Annotated in this window: 16 protein-coding genes and 1 tRNA gene; 9 read left to right on the top strand and 8 right to left on the bottom strand. The window is 64.4% G+C overall.

From position 1 onward, the window contains the following. Nucleotides 1-25: 25 nt before the first annotated feature. From FA85_RS18110 to FA85_RS18095, 4 genes are all read right to left on the bottom strand, one after another. Nucleotides 26-1,543 (bottom strand): SulP family inorganic anion transporter, encoded by a 1,518-nt coding sequence (locus FA85_RS18110; protein ID WP_036114160.1) that lies wholly within the window; start codon nt 1,541-1,543, stop codon nt 26-28. Between the two features lie 12 nt (nt 1,544-1,555). Then, the gene (locus FA85_RS18105; RefSeq protein WP_036114164.1) at nt 1,556-2,245 is read right to left on the bottom strand and encodes a carbonic anhydrase; all 690 of its coding nucleotides are present in this window, start codon (nt 2,243-2,245) and stop codon (nt 1,556-1,558) included. A gap of 135 nt (nt 2,246-2,380) precedes the next feature. Next, nucleotides 2,381-2,746, bottom strand: coding sequence for a hypothetical protein (locus FA85_RS18100; protein ID WP_036114167.1), 366 nt, complete (start codon nt 2,744-2,746; stop codon nt 2,381-2,383). 308 nt (nt 2,747-3,054) lie between these two features. Continuing rightward, nucleotides 3,055-4,440 (bottom strand): porin, encoded by a 1,386-nt coding sequence (locus tag FA85_RS18095; protein ID WP_036114169.1) that lies wholly within the window; start codon nt 4,438-4,440, stop codon nt 3,055-3,057. A gap of 222 nt (nt 4,441-4,662) precedes the next feature. On the opposite strand from FA85_RS18095, the gene rnt reads away from it, so the two are divergent. From rnt to phoU, 6 genes are all read left to right on the top strand, one after another. Next, a complete protein-coding gene (gene rnt, locus FA85_RS18090) occupies nt 4,663-5,322 on the top strand; it encodes a ribonuclease T (RefSeq protein WP_036114172.1) in 660 nt (219 codons plus the stop codon). Nucleotides 5,323-5,468: 146 nt separating this feature from the next. Then, nucleotides 5,469-6,485, top strand: a complete 1,017-nt coding sequence (pstS, locus tag FA85_RS18085) for a phosphate ABC transporter substrate-binding protein PstS (protein WP_036114174.1) — start codon at nt 5,469-5,471, stop codon at nt 6,483-6,485. A gap of 124 nt (nt 6,486-6,609) precedes the next feature. Beyond that, the gene (gene pstC / locus FA85_RS18080) at nt 6,610-7,641 is read left to right on the top strand and encodes a phosphate ABC transporter permease subunit PstC (protein WP_051943743.1); all 1,032 of its coding nucleotides are present in this window, start codon (nt 6,610-6,612) and stop codon (nt 7,639-7,641) included. Next, a complete protein-coding gene (pstA, locus tag FA85_RS18075) occupies nt 7,641-8,510 on the top strand; it encodes a phosphate ABC transporter permease PstA (RefSeq protein WP_036114177.1) in 870 nt (289 codons plus the stop codon). Before pstC ends, pstA begins: the two co-directional genes overlap by 1 nt. Before the next feature lies 1 nt (nt 8,511). Continuing rightward, nucleotides 8,512-9,336 carry a phosphate ABC transporter ATP-binding protein PstB gene (gene pstB, locus FA85_RS18070; protein ID WP_036114180.1) on the top strand — a complete coding sequence of 275 codons (825 nt, stop codon included), beginning with the start codon at nt 8,512-8,514 and terminating at the stop codon, nt 9,334-9,336. A gap of 25 nt (nt 9,337-9,361) precedes the next feature. Next, a complete protein-coding gene (gene phoU, locus FA85_RS18065) occupies nt 9,362-10,075 on the top strand; it encodes a phosphate signaling complex protein PhoU (RefSeq protein ID WP_036114183.1) in 714 nt (237 codons plus the stop codon). Nucleotides 10,076-10,110: 35 nt separating this feature from the next. On the opposite strand, the gene sugE is transcribed toward phoU, so the two are convergent. The 4 genes from sugE to rnr form a co-directional block, all read right to left on the bottom strand. After that, a complete protein-coding gene (gene sugE, locus FA85_RS18060) occupies nt 10,111-10,431 on the bottom strand; it encodes a quaternary ammonium compound efflux SMR transporter SugE (protein WP_036114186.1) in 321 nt (106 codons plus the stop codon). A 139-nt stretch (nt 10,432-10,570) separates the two neighbouring features. Beyond that, nucleotides 10,571-10,846 (bottom strand): CBU_0592 family membrane protein, encoded by a 276-nt coding sequence (locus FA85_RS18055; protein WP_036114189.1) that lies wholly within the window; start codon nt 10,844-10,846, stop codon nt 10,571-10,573. Next, entirely contained in the window at nt 10,843-11,589 is a 747-nt protein-coding gene (gene rlmB, locus FA85_RS18050; protein ID WP_036114192.1) for a 23S rRNA (guanosine(2251)-2'-O)-methyltransferase RlmB, read from the bottom strand. Before rlmB ends, FA85_RS18055 begins: the two co-directional genes overlap by 4 nt. After that, the gene (gene rnr / locus FA85_RS18045) at nt 11,586-14,348 is read right to left on the bottom strand and encodes a ribonuclease R (RefSeq protein WP_156108851.1); all 2,763 of its coding nucleotides are present in this window, start codon (nt 14,346-14,348) and stop codon (nt 11,586-11,588) included. The genes rlmB and rnr overlap by 4 nt, the downstream gene beginning before the upstream one ends. 222 nt (nt 14,349-14,570) lie before the next feature. Between rnr and FA85_RS18040 the strand changes: the two genes are divergently transcribed. From FA85_RS18040 to FA85_RS21210, 3 genes are all read left to right on the top strand, one after another. After that, a tRNA-Leu gene (locus tag FA85_RS18040) sits at nt 14,571-14,655 on the top strand. Continuing rightward, nucleotides 14,646-15,902: a DUF4272 domain-containing protein gene (locus FA85_RS18035; protein WP_156108759.1), complete on the top strand. Its 1,257-nt coding sequence runs from the start codon at nt 14,646-14,648 to the stop codon at nt 15,900-15,902. Before FA85_RS18040 ends, FA85_RS18035 begins: the two co-directional genes overlap by 10 nt. Next, nucleotides 15,899-16,483, top strand: coding sequence for a hypothetical protein (locus tag FA85_RS21210; protein ID WP_051943745.1), 585 nt, complete (start codon nt 15,899-15,901; stop codon nt 16,481-16,483). The genes FA85_RS18035 and FA85_RS21210 overlap by 4 nt, the downstream gene beginning before the upstream one ends. The last annotated feature ends 32 nt before the right edge of the window (nt 16,484-16,515 follow it).

The raw sequence follows: 16,515 nt of genomic DNA, 5'->3' as shown, positions 1-16,515 counted from the left end.
GGAATGTCGCGTGCGAGGCGCGCTCCTACGCAGCCTGTCTGGAACCCTCGACCCGCCGTCCCAGTTCGTGCCAGTCCACGACGAGTTCGCAGCCGCGTTTCGAGGCGTTCTGCCCCCACTCCCGCAATAGCTCCAGCGACGCCTGGTCGACATGCACCAGGCGATCCATCCGCACGCTGAGGCGCGTATTGGCCGGCACGGCCTCCAGCTTGCGTGCCATCGTCGGCACCTTGAGGAACGTCGCGGAACCCTCGAGGTGGAGCGTCGCCTGACCCGGCTCGTCGTGGTGCTGCACGTCCATCTTGAGCTTCGACGACAACAGCGCCAGGCGGAACAGCGAGAGACCGAAGCCGACGATCACGCCGGTCAGCAGGTCGGTGGCAACGATAGCCACGGTCGTCGCGACATAGACCGCCGCCGTACCTTTGCCGTACGCCGCCAGCGTCTTGATCTGGCCGGGATTGACCATCTTCACGCCGGTAAAGACCAGGATGCCGGCCAGGCAGGAGATGGGCGTCATGCGCATCAACCACGGAAGCAGCATCACGAAGGCCAGCAACCAGCCGCCGTGCAGGATCGACGCCATACGTGTGGCTGAGCCGGCCTGCACATTCGCGGCGCTACGCACGATCACACCCGTCATCGGCAACGCACCGAGGAAACCGCAGATCAGATTGCCGACGCCCTGCGCCGTCAGTTCGCGGTCGTAGTTCGTACGCACGCCGTTGTGCATGCGATCCACCGCTGCCGCGGAGAGCAGCGTCTCCGCGCTGGCGATGAACGCAAACGTCGCCGCCGCGACCAGCAGCGACGCGTCGAACAGTCCGAAGAGGCTACCCATGCTCGGCAGGCTCACCGCCGAAAACAGGTTCGCGGGCACGTCGACTCGCTTGACGTCCACCGCCGTCAGTTGCGCGATGAGCGTCATCGCAACCACCGCGAGCAAGGCACCCGGCACGAAGCGGAGCTTCGCCGGGCGCAGCTTCTCCCAGCCGAGCATGATCGCAATGGTGCCCAGGCCGATCATCAGGGCGGCGGGGGCCTGCCCTTCCGCGGCACCGGTGACCGATTCCCACGCTGCGGAGGGGAGCGCCGCGAAGTTTTCGAGACCGCGTGCTTTCGGAATCGCGTCCAGCAACACATGGGACTGGGACGCGACGATCAGGATGCCGATGCCGGACAACATGCCGGCGACCACCGCTGGCGACGTCATCCGGAACCAGACGCCGACTTTGCACAGACCGGCGACGATCTGAATCAGGCCGGCAAGCAGCACGACGGGGCCAAGAGCGGCCACGCCGTGCTCGCGCACAAGTTCAAACACCAGGACCGCGAGGCCCGCCGCGGGACCGCTGACCTGCAGCGGCGACCCCGCGATCGAACCGACGATGATTCCGCCCACGATGCCGGTGATCAGTCCTGCGCTGGGCGGCATGCCCGACGCGATCGCGATACCCATGCACAGAGGCAGAGCGACAAGAAAGACGACCACCGAGCCGAGGAGGTCGCGGCCAAAGAGGCCCTGGGAAAAGTATGCGCGCATGTCGTGCCTTCCTTAAGCGGCGTTTGCTACCGGCACGGGCGTGGAGAAACGCGCGTGCGGTGTCGCGTCCGGCGCGTGTGCATCGCCGGCGACGAGGGGACGGAACCTTCCTTCCAATGGATCGAAGGCGGTGATTTCGGTGTTGGCTATGTCGTAGATCCAGCCGTGAATACGCAGGCTGCCGTTGGCGATCGCGGCTGCGACGGCGGGCAGCGTGCGCATGTGTTCCAACTGGCCGACGACGTTTTCTTCGGTGAGATAACGCAGACCCTCTTCGCCCAGGATGGTCGGACGATTCTCGGCGACGACGTAGCGAGCCACGTCGGCGTGCTTCAGCCACTGCTCGACCGACGGCTTGCCCTTCAGCGCCGCCGGGTTCTGCAGCGCCTTCATCGCGCCGCAGTCCGAGTGGCCGCAGATGACGATGTGCTGCACCTTCAGCGCCGTCACCGCGTATTCGATGGCGGCGACCACGCCACTGACGTGCTGCGCGTACGGCGGGACGATGTTGCCGACGTTGCGGTAAACGAACAGGTCGCCCGGCTGAGCGTTGAAGATCAGCTCCGGCATGATGCGCGAGTCGGCACACGTGATGAACATCGTATGCGGCGTCTGGCCGGACGCCAGCTTGGCGAATACCTCGCGCTGATCGTCGGTCATGTTGCGGCGGAAATTATCGAAGCCCTGGATGAGACGTTCCATGGTGGTTTCTCTCTTCGTTGGCAAAAACAAGGCACGAGCGCGCACGCTCGCGGCGGCTGGCGGATTGCCAGCGCACGAAAACTGCAGGTGAGAAAAAGAAGGTGGGGCTGTCGGCGCGCGAAGGCGCCGGACCGATCAGACGATCGGAGGCCGCAGCTCGAGGCTGGGATGATGCGCGTGAGGCGCCGGCCGGACGTCCGCATGACGGGAGGTGCTGACGTGGGGAATCGTCACGACATGCTGAGGGGGGACGTCGAAGGTATCGTCGAGGCCGCCGCTGTTGTCTTCCAGCGACGGCACGGGATCCTGATCGTCGAACGAGGCCGTGTCGTCAGCAACCGCCAGCGCGTGCTGCGCCGCGTGTTCCTGGGAAGCCACCGCCGCGGCGAGGCCGCTGGCGGAGGGCGCCGCATTGACGCCGACGCACGCGACGAACAACGCGAAGAACACGAAAATCGTGCTCGCGAAGCGGCGCATGGCGGGGGCGAAAAGGGTCTGCATGAGCCCGAACCTACGACAGGCTTCATGACGTTCGCAAGTGTGGCGATGCAACAAATTCAGGCTTGGGGCATTTTTGTGTGCTGAAACGTGACGTGGCAACGGTTTTTTGCCGGTGACGGGGCACGAAGCGGCCTGCGCTTATTCAGATATGGACGTCCGAAAGACCATTGGCTGCCTGAGATCATTCGCAACGTGAATTCGCTGACAGCGTCAGTTACCACGAACGCATGGCCGCGTCAGGCAAAAAAACGGCGGGCTTGCGCCCGCCGTCCGGTTCGTCCCTGAGCAGAACTCCGTTCCGATATCGATCAGAAGGTCAGCATGCCCCAGAAGCCCACTTCGTTGGTCTTGTAGTGGTAAGGGGTAGCGAACGGGCCGTCGAGCTTGTTGTGCTTGTAGACGAGGGCCAGCTTCAGGTTCTTCAGCACGTCGTACGAGACGCCGGCGTTGTAGTACTTGTCCTTGATCTTCTCTTCGACGTTGACCAGGTTGTCGTACTTGTAGTCGACCTTGTCGTAACGAGCGAAGACGGCGAACTGGTCGTAGAACTTCCAGTCAGCCCAGAGCGAGTAACCGTCGGCCTTGTCCTTGGTCGTGCCGGTGGCCACGCCGGTGCCGGCGCCCGTACCCTGATACTTCAGGATGTCGTCCCAGTTTTCGGTGTGGAAATATTCCGCGCCGACGCCCCAGGTCTTGTCGCGCCACGCCAGCAGGGCATCGCCGCGAGTCGCCGTACGGGTCGGGGCGCCAGCCTCGACGTCGTTGCCGCGCTTGCCGCTGTAACCGCCGATGGCGATGACCATCTGCTCGATCGGCGAGTAGCCGAGGCGGGCTTCCGTGTCGACGCTCTTGGAGCGGCTCAGGTTGCGGTAGCCGCGACCGTTGACCACGGACACCTGGTAGTTGACCGAGTTGTCGCCGGTAGTGGCACCCATCGCGTGGATACCCCAGTCGGACGAGTTGCCGAAGGCGCCGACGCCGCCGGCGGTTGCGGTACCACCGCTGCGACCACCTTCAAACGAGCGATCGGTGATGGTGTTCTCGACGTAGCGGTAGCCGTACCACTTCTCGACGAACGGGATCCAGGGCATGTCGGATGCACCGAAGCGCACCGTGAACAGCTGGTCGAACTTGCCCTGCACGTAGGCCTTCTTCACGAACAGGCTCGTGGACGAGAGCGACGACTGGTAGCTGAAGTCGGTCGTCAGGTTGGCCGACCAGGTGTCGTTGAACTTGTGGTCGACGGTCAGGTAGAAGCGCTTGACGTCGAAACCCGTGCCGTTGACCGAACCGTGACCATCCTTCTGGATCGAACGGCCGTTGCCGATCTTCTCGTCGTGATCCTGATTGGTCACGTCGAAGAACATCGTGCCGCCGATCTTCGTGTTGTCCACCAGCTTGTTCAGCGCGTCGAGCTTCTTCGCGAGCTCGTCGGCCGGCTTGGCGGCGGTCACCTGCACGTCGTTCACGGCCTTGGCCGTCTCGATCTGCGCGTCAGCCTGGGCTTCCTGCTTGGCCTGAAGGTCGGCGACCTGGCTCTGGAGGGCGGCCAGCTGCGCCTGCAGCTGCTGGAGGGTGGCGGCGTCGACCGTGACGCGGGCCGGCTGCTGCGACTTCTGCGTCGCGGCGAGGGCCGAGAAGCTCGTCAGGCCCAGACCGGCGGCGATGGCCACCGTGAGCAACTTGGAACGCATGGGATTTCTCCGCTTGGTTTTTAGAATGTGTGTGGTCCCCTGTGTCCCCACTGAGCTTTTTCTGTCCGAAAAACCTCAAGCGGGGCCAACGGCGCGAAGGATGGGCCGTGGCGTTTACCGTTCAATGCAATTTTTGTTACAGATCGAAGACATGCGCACATCCGCTTAACACGGACGGCACAGACGGACGCCGGATGGCCCCCCGGCTGATATCCTTGACGCATGGATACGACCAGTAACAGCACCGCTTCGACGATGGCCGCGCGGTTCCGGGGCTTTCTGCCCGTGATCGTGGATGTGGAAACCGGGGGATTCGATTCGGAGCGTGACGCGCTGCTGGAGATCGCCGTGGTGGCCGTCACCATGGAGCCATCGGGCCTGCTCGTCCCCCAGCCGGCCGTCGCGGCCAACGTGGAGCCCTTCCCGGGCGCCAATATCGACCCGCGGTCCCTCGAGATCACCGGCATCGATCCGGACCACCCGTTCCGCGGCGCCCTGCCCGAGCGTCAGGCCCTGGATCACGTCTTCAATGCGGTGCGCGAGGCGGTCAAGGCCTCGGAGTGCCAGCGCGCCGTGCTGGTGGGCCATAACGCCGCATTCGATCTGGCCTTCCTTAATGCGGCCGTGCGCCGCGTGGGGCACAAGCGCAATCCGTTCCATCCTTTCAGCTGCTTCGACACGGCCACGCTGGGCGGCCTCGCCTACGGACAGACGGTCCTGAGCAAGGCCGTACTGGCCGCCGGCATCCCGTTCGACAGCCGCGAAGCCCATTCGGCGATCTATGACGCCGAGCGCACCGCCGAGCTTTTCTGTGAAATCGTCAATCGCTGGCGCCGCCTGGAACTCGCGGAGCGCGACCAGACGGCCCCGATCGAAGTCTGAGGCATTTCGTAAGTTCATGAATATGACAGCAAATCGGATGCTGTCATATCGCTGCAACATTCAGTACGTCTCATTGCAACACGGCAGGGCTGCAATACGGCCCCAGGCGGTCAACGCCTGACACTCATCCATCCGAGGACTACTCCGTGTTCACACGTAAACTCCGCATCGCTGCGCTCGTCGCCGCTTCCCTGTTCGGCATGTCCGCCCAGGCCACCGACATCACGGGCGCCGGCTCGAGCTTCGTTTACCCGGTCCTGTCGAAGTGGTCGGCGACGTACGCCGAAGCCACCGGCAACAAGCTGAACTATCAGTCCGTCGGTTCGGGTGCGGGTATCGCCCAGATCAAGGAAGGCACCATCGACTTCGGCGCGTCCGATGCTCCGATGAGCGCTGAAGACCTCACCAAATTCGGTCTAGGCCAGTTCCCGGTCGTCGTCGGTGGCATCGTGCCCATCGTCAACCTGCAGGGCATCGCCCCGGGCCAGCTGAAGATCGACGGCAAGCTGCTGGGCGACATCTACCTGGGCAAGATTGCCCGCTGGAACGACCCGGCCATCGCCGCCCTGAATCCGGGCGTGAAGATTCCGGACGTCAAGATCACCGTCGTGCACCGTTCGGACGGTTCGGGCACCTCGTTCAACTTCACTAACTACCTGTCCAAGGTCAACCCGGAGTGGGCGTCCAAGGTGAAGTTCGGCACGGCCGTCGAATGGCCGGCCGGCGTCGGCGGCAAGGGTAACGAGGGCGTCTCGCAGTACGTCCGTCAGATCCCGGGCTCGATCGGCTATGTCGAATACGCTTACGCCACCAAGAACAAGCTCTCGTACACGCAGATGCAGAACGCTGCCGGTACGTGGGTCCAGCCGAACGCCGACGCGTTCGCCGCTGCCGCCTCCACGGCCGACTGGAAGTCGGCCAAGGACTTCAACCTGATCATGACCAACGCCCCGGGCGCACAGGCGTGGCCGATTACGGCTACGACGTGGGTCATCATGTACAAGAAGTCCAAGAACGCCTCGCACAGCAAGGTCGCCTTCGACTTCTTCAAGTGGTCGCTCGAGAAGGGTCAGTCGCAGGCCGCTTCGCTCGACTACGTCGCGCTGCCGCCGGCTCTCGTCCAGCAGATCGAAGCCTACTGGGCTGCCGAGTTCAAGAACTGATCCATCCGGTCTCAACGGACCGGCTGTCATATAGCCGGTCCAGAGTATCGTCAAAGGGGGTCGCCGTTCCGACAGGGACGGCGACCCACACGTTTGCATAGGCTCCCGGGAACCCGAACCCATCATGCACGCCACCGTCAGCAACGCCGTGCCCGACCAGGAACGTCAGGCGGAAGCGTCCCGGAACGCGCGGGATACGCGTAACGACCGGCTGTTCGGCTGGGCCCTGAAGGCCTGCGCCCTGCTCGTTCTGCTCTGCCTCGTCGGCGCCGCCGCTTCCACGCTCTGGCTGGGCCGCGACGCGTTCGCCACCTTCGGCTGGGGCTTTCTCACCAGCGCCGTGTGGGATCCGAGCAACAACCAGTACGGCGCCCTGGTGCCGGTGGTCGGCACGGTCGGCACCGCGATCATCGCCCTGATATTCGCCGTGCCGGTCAGTTTCGGCATCGCCCTCTTTCTTACCGAGATCGCCCCTGGCTGGATGCGCGGTCCGGTCAGCTCGGCCATCGAACTGCTGGCCGGCATTCCATCGATCATCTACGGCATGTGGGGTCTCTTCATCTTCGCCCCATTCGTGGCGGAGAACGTCAAGCCGTGGCTGATGAACAACTTCAGCGCGGACCCGCCGGACGGCAAGGTGTCGTGGCTGGTCCAGCACGTGCCCTTTATCGCGAAGTTCTTCTCCAGCGAGTACCCGTTCTTCGGCGCCGGTGTGCTCACCGCGGGACTGGTGCTAGCGGTGATGATCATCCCGTTCATCTCTTCCGTGATGCGCGAGGTCTTCCAGACCGTGCCCACCCGCCTGAAGGAGTCCGCTTACGCCTTGGGCTCCAGCACGTGGGAAGTGGTCTGGGACATCGTCGTCCCCTACACCCGCACGGCCGTGATCGGCGGCGTGTTCCTCGGCCTGGGCCGGGCGCTCGGCGAGACGATGGCGGTGGCCTTCGTCATCGGCAACACCTTCAAGTTCACGCCGTCGCTGCTCGAAACCGGCAGTACGATCGCCTCGACCATCGCCAACCAGTTCGGTGAAGCCGAGGGTCTGCAGAAGTCCGCGCTCATGGCGATCGCCTTCCTGCTCTTCGTGGTGACCTTCATCGTGCTGATGATCGCGAGACTCATGCTCCGCCGCCTGGCTTCGAAGGAGGGCAACTGATGTCCGCCTCGCTCTATACCAGGCGCCGGATCAAGAACATCCTCGCGATGGCCTTCAGCATCGTGGCGACCTGCATCGGCCTGCTCTTCCTCGCGTGGATCCTGTGGGAGACGCTGAGCCAGGGCCTCGCCGGGCTCAAGCCGCAGCTGTTCACCAAGATCACGGCGTATCGCGAAGAGGGTGGCCTGGCCAATGCCATGGTCGGCAGCCTGATCCTCAACGTGCTGGGTATCCTCATCGCCACGCCGATCGGCGTGGCCGCGGGCACCTGGCTCGCCGAGTATTCGCGCCGCTCGAAGCTCGGTCCCACGATCCGTTTTCTCAACGACATCCTGCTGTCGGCGCCGTCGATCGTGCTCGGTCTGTTCGTCTACACGGTGATCGTCCTGCCGTCCAAATGGCTGACCAATGGCGACGTGACGTTCTCGGGCATCGCTGGCGGCATCGCGCTGGCGCTGATCGCCCTGCCCGTCATCGTCCGCACCACGGATGAAATGCTCCGCCTGGTACCCGGCACGCTGCGCGAAGCGGCACTGTCGCTGGGTGTCCCGCAGTGGAAGCTGACGATGCAGATCCTGGTGCGTTCGGCGCGCTCGGGTATCGTCACCGGCATCCTGCTGGCCCTGGCCCGCATCAGCGGTGAAACCGCGCCGCTGCTGTTCACGGCGTTCGGCAACAACTTCATGACGTTCAACCCGATCGACAAGATGCCGAGCCTGCCCCAGGTCATCTACGAGTACACCAAGGACCCGAGCCCGGACATCAACACGCTCGCCTGGGCCGGTGCTTTCGTCCTGACCATGTTCGTGCTGGCGCTCAGCCTGATCGCCCGCCTCGCCTTCTCGCGTTCCAAGGTGTCCCATGACTAAGATGAACGAAGTCGCCTCCAAGCCGGGATTCGGCACCTCGCCGCATGCCGCCGCCGTCGACCTCGGCCAGGTGCCGGCGAAGATGACCGTGCGCGACCTCAACTTCCATTACGGTGAGTTCCATGCGCTGAAGCACATCGCCATGGACGTACCGGAGAAGAAGGTCACCGCCATCATCGGTCCGTCGGGCTGCGGCAAGTCCACCCTGCTGCGCATCTTCAACCGCATCTACGCGATCTACCCGAACCTGCGCGCCAGCGGCGAGATCGTGCTCGACGGCGAGAACATCCTCGACCCGAAGTACTCGCTCAACCGCCTGCGCAGCAAGGTCGGCATGGTGTTCCAGAAGCCGGTGCCGTTCCCCATGACGATTTTCGAGAACGTCGCTTACGGCATTCGTCACCACGAAAAGCTCAACCGCACCGACATGGAGGGCCGTGTCGAGCAGGCGCTGCGTGGCGCCGCGCTGTGGGACGAGGTGAAGGACAAGCTCAAGCAGAGCGCACTCGGCCTCTCCGGCGGCCAGCAGCAGCGTCTGTGCATCGCCCGCGGCATCGCCCTGAAGCCGGAAGTGCTGCTGCTCGACGAGCCGACCTCCGCGCTGGATCCGATCGCCACGAGCCGCATCGAGCAGCTGGTCGAGGAGCTCAAGAGCCAGTTCACCATCGTCATCGTGACGCACAACATGCAGCAGGCTGCGCGCTGCTCGGACATGACCGCGTTCATGTACATGGGCGAGCTCATCGAGTTCGACCGGACCGAGAAGATCTTCACCAAGCCGGACAAGAAGCAGACCGAAGACTACATCACCGGCCGGTTCGGCTGAGCGCCCCCTATTTCGAGGTCCCGCGATGAATACTCCGCACCAGCACATCATCAAGAGCTACGACGACGAACTGAAGCGTCTCACCGGCGAAATCGTCCGCATGGGCGAGATCGCCGTCGCGCAGCTCGAAGCCGCCATCGACGTTGTCGAACGTCGTGACGAGCGCGCCGCCCAGCGCGTGGTCGACAACGACGACGCACTCGATTCGCTCGAGCAGGAAATCAGCCAGGACGTCGTGCGTCTGCTCGCCCTGCGCGCGCCGATCGCCGGCGACCTGCGCAACGTATTCGCCGCGCTGCGTATCGCCGCCGACATCGAGCGCATCGGCGACTACGCCGCCAACGTGGCCAAACGTTCCATCCCGCTCAGCCGCGTCGCCCCGATCACCGCCGCCGGCGGCCTGAAAAACCTGGCCGAGCTGGCCGCGGACCAGTTGCGCAACGTGCTCAAGGCGTACGACGAGCAGGACGCCGAAGCCGCTTATGAAGTGTGGAAGTCGGATGCGGATCTGGACGAGGCCTATACGGTCGTCTTCCGCGCGCTGCTGACGTACATGATGGAAGACCCGCGCAACATCACGCCCTGCACCCACCTCCTGTTCATGGCAAAGAACATCGAGCGCATCGGCGACCACGCGACCAACATCGCCGAGAACGTTTGGTTCGTCGTCCACGGCGAGCCGCTGGTGGCCCCGCGCACCAAGCGCGACACCACCGCGAATCCGGATTTCGATAAATAAGAGGCGGCCGGCAGGGCAACCGCCCTGCCGGCGTTTTACGTCGCCGACGTCAGCTTCAACCCAATAATCCCGACGACGATCAGTCCGACGCAAAGCAGCCGCAACGGCTGCGCCGACTCGCCGAACAGGATGATGCCGAGCGTCACGGCGCCGACGGCACCGATGCCTGTCCACACCGCATAAGCCGTACCGAGCGGCAATTTTTTCGTCGCCCAGGCGAGCAGGACGATGCTGATGAGCATCGCGCCACCCGTGAGCACGCTGGGTAGCGGCTTCGAAAACCCTTCGGTGTATTTCAGGCCGACCGCCCAGGCGATCTCGAACAGCCCGGCAAGGACGAGGATGAACCAATACATGGGAGTGAGCTCCGCAAGAGCGGGGTCGTCCCCGCGGAGATAGTGCGCGCCCCGGGGTCGTCCCCGGGGGCGGACCGGCATTGCGCCGGTCCGTTTTGCATTATACGGAGGAGGTGTAACCCCCCGCTGACCGAATGCCTCAGACGACCGGTGGAACGACCGCCTTGCGCGCCCGGACACCACGCACGATGCCGTACACGCTGATGAGGAACCAGGCCAGTTCCTGCACGAACGCGGACAGGTTGAACATGCCGAAGATCAGGGAAAGCAGGATGCCGAAGGCACCCAGCAGGTTCATCACCTGGTACGTATACCCCTGCCCCGACAGCTTATGTGCCTGAAGCAGAAAAAACGCGACCAGCACCAGCGCAACGCCGACCAGGCCGGCCCAGTCATGCCAGAACATCGAACTCATTTCTTCGCACCTCGCTGACGCAGCGCCTCGAACAACACGATACCCGTAGCGACGGACACGTTGAGACTCTCCATGCCACCCGGCATCGGGATCTTCGCCACGAAGTCACAGGTATCGCGGGTAAGGCGGCGCATGCCGTCACCTTCGCTACCCATGACCAGCGCGACCGGACCCTTCAGATCGATGGCATAGAGCGACTGATCCGTATCGCCGTCCATCCCCGTGATCCACACGCCTGCGTCCTTGAGCAGGCGCAGGGCGCGGGCGAGATTGGTGACGGCAATGACCGGCACCAGATCCGCGCCGCCGGCCGACGCACGACGGACCGTGGGGGTAATGCCGACCGCGCGGTCCTTAGGCATCACCACGGCGGTGACGTTCGCGGCCGCCGCGCTGCGCAGGCAGGCACCGAGGTTATGCGGATCCGTCACACCGTCGAGCACGAGCACCAGCGCGTCCGCACCGGCCGCCCCGAGCAGACCGGGCAACGCACTCTCGTCGCGCAGCGGCGGTGTTTCGTACCGCGCGATGACGCCCTGATGGCGCGCTTCGCCGCCGAGCTTCTCGAGCTGCTCCTTGCTCACCGTCTTGACGATGAGCCCGAGCTTGCGCGCCTGCGCGGCGATCTCGTTGACACGGGCGTTCTTCGAGTTCTGCTCGATCAGTACTTCACGGACACGATCCGGGTCGTTGGCGAGAGAGCCTTCGACCGGATTGATCCCTACGATCCACGTCTCACTCATGCTTGCGGCTTGCTCCTGGGTTTACGCGGCCCACGCCGACCTGCGGATGTCTTCGCGGGGGCCTGGTCCGCCGGCGCCGGACCGGCCGCCGTTTTCGTTACGGCGCTTTTCTTCGCCGTGGATTTCTTTGCGACGGGCGCCTGCGCGACGTCGGACGCCGCACGGCGCCTCGATGTGACTTTGCGCGCCGAGGTATCGGGAGACGCATCGCGACTGTCGTCCCGACGAGCGCCACGACGACCTGACGGACGCGCATCCTCCGCCCGTGCCTCGTCAGCCTGACGCGGGCCACGCGGGCGTGAGCCACCTTGCGACGCCGTGTCCTGGCGTGACGAGCCCTGCCGCGAACCGCCGGCCGAGGAGCCGCGCTTTCGTGACGAGGTCTCGGCCTCCGCCTCGCGCCTGGGCGCCCGCGCGGGACGCGCATGATGCTCAACCGGCTCTTCAACCGCAACCGGGGCCGCCGTCTTCTTGCCGAAGATCCGGCCGACGGCCTTCTTCGCGGCACGGCCCATCGCCATCCCCGCCTCCAGCATGCCCGAGCGAGGCGCCGGCTTGGCCGCGGCCACGACCTTCGGCGCAGGCTTCGGCAACTCGGCCAGACGTGCGACCAGGCGGAAGTCGATCTTGCGATCCTCCAGGCTGGCGCGCAGCACCTGCACGCTGACGTAGTCACCGAGGCGATACGCCACGCCCGTGCGCTCACCCTGCAACAGGTGACGTACGGGATCGAACTTGTAGTAATCGTTGGGCAGCTGCGAAACATGCACCAGACCCGACACGCGCGAGGCCGACAGCTCGACAAACAGACCGAACGAGGTGACGCCGGTGATGGTGCCCGCGAATTCCTCGCCGACGTGCTTCTCCATCCACGCGCATTTGAAACGCTCATCCACGTCGCGCTCGGCCTCTTCGGCACGGCGCTCACGCTGCGAGCAGTGGATCGCCATCGCGGACATCTGCGTATCGCTGTAGATGTAATCGGCCGGCTTGCCGCGGGTCAGCGCGTAGCGGATGGCACGATGTACCAGCAGGTCGGGATAACGGCGGATGGGCGACGTGAAGTGGGCATACGCGTCCAGTGCCAGACCGAAGTGGCCCTGGTTCTCCGGATGGTAGATCGCCATGCTCTGCGCACGCAGTAGCACGGACTGGATCAGCTCCGCTTCCGGGCGGTCCTGCACTTTCTTCAGCAACGCCGAGAAATCGGCTGGCGTGACTTCGTCCGCCGGCGGCATCTTCAGCTTGAACTCCTTCAGGAACTGCAGGAGGTCGTCGTACTTTTCCGCCGGGGGCGGCGCATGCACGCGATACAGCGCGGGGATCTTGCGCTTGGTCAGGAAGCGCGCCGCCTGCACGTTGGCGGCTATCATGCATTCCTCGATCATCTTGTGCGCATCGTTGCGATCGGACGCGCCCATCGATTCGACATCGCCCGCGGGACCGAGACGGAACTTCACTTCCGGTGTTTCGAAATCGATGGCACCGCGACGCTTGCGCGCCGTCGCCATGACCTTGTAGAGCTTGTGCAGCGTTTCGACCTGCGGCAGAACGTCGGCGATCTCGTCACGAACGTCCGCGTTGCGCTCGCCCACCGCCTGCCAGACCTTGTTATAGGTGAGGCGCGCGTGCGAGAACATCACCGCGTCGTAGAACTTGGAGCGTACGACGTCGCCGTCCTCGTCGATCTCCATGTCGCAGACCATGCACAGACGTTCGACCCTTGGCATCAGCGAGCAGATGCCGTTGGAAAGCGTCTCGGGCAGCATCGGCACGACGAAGCCCGGGAAATACGTGGACGTGCTGCGGTTATAACCCTCGACGTCGAGCGGCGTACCGACCGGCACATAGTGCGAGACGTCGGCGATCGCCACGATGAGACGGAAACCGCCGTCCTTCAGCGACTCGGCATACACCGCGTCATCGAAGTCACGCGCGTCTTCGCCATCGATGGTGACCAGCGGAAGCTTGCGGATGTCCGTGCGGCCCTTGCGCTCTTCGGACGTCACCTTGGGCTCGACTTCCTCAGCCTGACGGATGACCTCCGGCGGGAACTCATGCGGCAGGTCGTGGCTGGCAATGGCCATCTCGACCACCAGCGACGGCTGCAGGCGCTCACCGAGGACGGCGCGCACGGTGCCCATGGGGCCACGGTGCTGGGTCGGCGGATCGGTGATCTCCACCACGACGATCTCGCCCGAGCGGGCGCCGGCGTCGCGGCCGGAAGGAATCATGATGTTCTGGTGCAGGCGGCGATCGTCCGGCTCGACCAGGGTCACGCCGTTCTCGATGACCACGCGGCCGACCAGGCGCGGCGAGCGGCGCTCCAGCACCTCGACGATGGCACCCTGCCGGCGGCCACGGCGGTCGATGCCGACGACGCTCGCGAGCACGCGGTCGCCATGAAGCACGCTGCGCATCTGCTGCGGCGACAGGTAGAGATCTTCTCCGCCCTCGTCCGGGCGCAGGAAGCCGTAGCCCTCGGCGTTGGCGATGACCCGGCCCGGCAGCAGGCTGAGCTTCTGGGCGGGTGCGTAGTCGCCGCGGCGGTTACGCAGCAGCTGGCCATCGCGGACCATGGCGCCCAGGCGACGGTTGAGGGCGACGATTTCGTACTCGTCGAACAGCCTCAGGGCGCGGGCGATGTCGTACTCGGCCAGCAACTCGCCCCGCTCCTCGAACAGCGCCAGGATGGCCTCGCGGCTGGGGATCGGCTTCTCGTAGCGCTGAGCTTCGCGATCGGCATGGGGGTCGACCACGGCACGCGCCGGGCCGTGCTGATCCAGCGCCTTGCCGGAGCGGCTGGACTTGGGTTTACGGGGGCCGCGGGCGGCATCCGAACCTTTAGTTTTCTTTGTCACGTATGAACCTTTGAAGGGGGACGCGAAATAGTTTCACATCCGGTGTGCAAAATCGTTGACAAGTTTCCCCGACCTACCTAATCTACGCGGCTCACGGGGCAGCGATGCTTCGGGACACCTGCCCAGGTGGCGGAATTGGTAGACGCACTAGTTTCAGGTACTAGCGGGTAAAACCGTGGAGGTTCGAGTCCTCTCTTGGGCACCAATTATAGACGAAGCCTCGCAGCGATGCGGGGCTTTGTTGTATCTGGGGTTCAGAAAGCCGCGCCTGGCGTACAGCGCGGGCACGATGTGCCGCTGCCACAGGTCTCTCTTGGCACCGGCGACGGACTCGCCGAGAATCCGGTGACACTGCATTGGGAAGCCCACGTGTTCACACGCCTGAAGTCCATCTTCTCAACGTCCGGGGGCAACAGCAGCGCGGATAACGATATCCGCCTCAATGTCTATGCCACCGTCAGCCCGCTGCCGAAGCCAACCTTCCCTCACGCGCTCCTCGGCGAGCGCGATCTGAGCGACCCGGAATTGCACGGCCACCTCGAGGGGTTCATCGGCTACACACTCAGCCGGGGCGACGGGGAAATGACTCACACCCGTTACCACGTGATGCGGCACCTTCAACGGGTGCAACACCATGTCAGCCTGATGCTGTCCTCGAGTGCGCTCCCCGAGTTCGCTCGATGGGCCTGCCAGGCGAATGCGATCGTCTTCGACGACGACGGCAGGATCTGCGATCCCGAGGGCCGCGTGCTGATCGACAGTCAGGGCGCGGGAGATCCCGCTGCGGAGTTGCCCTACCCCGCCGACGCGCTGGAACGAAAGTCGCGCAGCGAAGCAAGGCTGCTGGCGGATGGTATCGCCTTGTCTGGCAGCCTGCCGCCTATCATCAGTGAGAACGAGGTCCAGTGGCGCACTGCCGATGAGGTGGCCGGACGCGTGATGGCCCTTCTCGCCGTGAGCGCGTTTGCCGAGGGCATACGGGACAACGACCCGCTCGACCTCGGGCAGATACGTGAACGGCTCCCGGCCGCCTTCTCGTATTTCTCGCAGGCCGAACAAGCGTTCCTGCAGGCCGCTACGCCCGACACGCACGTCGTCACCCAGATGGGGTGGCGTTATGAGAGCACGGCGATCCTCGCCTGGGCGGCGGGTCTGTGGCCGGAACTACCGTCTCCCGGCGAGATATGCGACGTGTCCGGCCTGACCGGGCACCTGCTCGATGCGTCAGCACATGGTCTGCCGCCGCCCCATGGCCTGCGGCCTGCAAACGAGATTCTCGACGCGCTCGACGAGACGATCCGATGGCACTGGGTCATTCGCGAAGCGGAACTCGGACGACGCGAATTCCCGCCCAACGTCATTCCCGGCGTCATCAGGGAACGGCACCACGCCCTGAACTGGCTCGTTCGTTTCGAGCGCGCGGATTGGGATGATGTGACGACGCCGACGTGAACTCACCAACCCGAAAGATCAAATCGATCGTCCCCAACGAGGTCTGGCAACTGGCCATCGTTTTCGACGACGGGACCATACGCCTGTTCAATGCGTCCGTGGCCCGGGAAGAGATGGGCTGGCCGCAGCTGGCCTATCCCCAGACCTTCAAACATTTCTCATATAGCGAAAGCGCATTAACGTGGCCCCTGCTAGGTAACGTCACGGCCGACTACCTGTACGACAACTCCGCACCCGTCACGCAAGCCACCCTCGAGCATCATGCCCTTCGCCTCAGCTACAAGAACCAGGCACCGACCGAGGAAGATGCCACGCATCACGTCTATGGCATCTATCTCCACGCCTTCAGCGAAGCTCTTTTCGCCGTGGGCGAGTCCATCGGTGGCGGTCACGCCGAGCGGGGCGGATCGCGACGGATGACGCTGCGCGAATGGCGGGACTGGCCCGGCTGGAAAGAGCACGCCATCCTGTCCGGCGCCGAGTGGGCCATCCCGATCATCGAGTCCCATATCGATGACCCTGAAATGCTGGCGGATCGCCTCGTCCGCGAGATCTGTCGCCGAGCGGCCGATCCTCAGTAAGAGGAAATCGAGCCCTTAGGCCGGATAATGTC

The sequence above is a fragment of the Luteibacter mycovicinus genome, from assembly GCF_000745235.1.
Classification (GTDB): Bacteria; Pseudomonadota; Gammaproteobacteria; order Xanthomonadales; family Rhodanobacteraceae; genus Luteibacter; species Luteibacter mycovicinus.
The sequence above is the reverse complement of the archived record's forward strand: the minus strand, read 5'-3'. Positions and strand labels throughout refer to the sequence as shown.

What these genes read in the sequence shown, in the direction of transcription:
- phoU (WP_036114183.1), top strand. Translation starts at nt 9,362, where the DNA reads ATGAATACTCCGCACCAGCACATCATCAAGAGCTACGACGACGAACTG.
- rlmB (WP_036114192.1), bottom strand. Translation starts at nt 11,589, where the DNA reads ATGAGTGAGACGTGGATCGTAGGGATCAATCCGGTCGAAGGCTCTCTC.
- rnt (WP_036114172.1), top strand. Translation starts at nt 4,663, where the DNA reads ATGGATACGACCAGTAACAGCACCGCTTCGACGATGGCCGCGCGGTTC.
- FA85_RS18095 (WP_036114169.1), bottom strand. Translation starts at nt 4,440, where the DNA reads ATGCGTTCCAAGTTGCTCACGGTGGCCATCGCCGCCGGTCTGGGCCTG.
- FA85_RS18110 (WP_036114160.1), bottom strand. Translation starts at nt 1,543, where the DNA reads ATGCGCGCATACTTTTCCCAGGGCCTCTTTGGCCGCGACCTCCTCGGC.
- FA85_RS18055 (WP_036114189.1), bottom strand. Translation starts at nt 10,846, where the DNA reads ATGAGTTCGATGTTCTGGCATGACTGGGCCGGCCTGGTCGGCGTTGCG.
- FA85_RS18105 (WP_036114164.1), bottom strand. Translation starts at nt 2,245, where the DNA reads ATGGAACGTCTCATCCAGGGCTTCGATAATTTCCGCCGCAACATGACC.
- pstC (WP_051943743.1), top strand. Translation starts at nt 6,610, where the DNA reads ATGCACGCCACCGTCAGCAACGCCGTGCCCGACCAGGAACGTCAGGCG.
- sugE (WP_036114186.1), bottom strand. Translation starts at nt 10,431, where the DNA reads ATGTATTGGTTCATCCTCGTCCTTGCCGGGCTGTTCGAGATCGCCTGG.
- pstA (WP_036114177.1), top strand. Translation starts at nt 7,641, where the DNA reads ATGTCCGCCTCGCTCTATACCAGGCGCCGGATCAAGAACATCCTCGCG.
- pstB (WP_036114180.1), top strand. Translation starts at nt 8,512, where the DNA reads ATGAACGAAGTCGCCTCCAAGCCGGGATTCGGCACCTCGCCGCATGCC.
- FA85_RS18100 (WP_036114167.1), bottom strand. Translation starts at nt 2,746, where the DNA reads ATGCAGACCCTTTTCGCCCCCGCCATGCGCCGCTTCGCGAGCACGATT.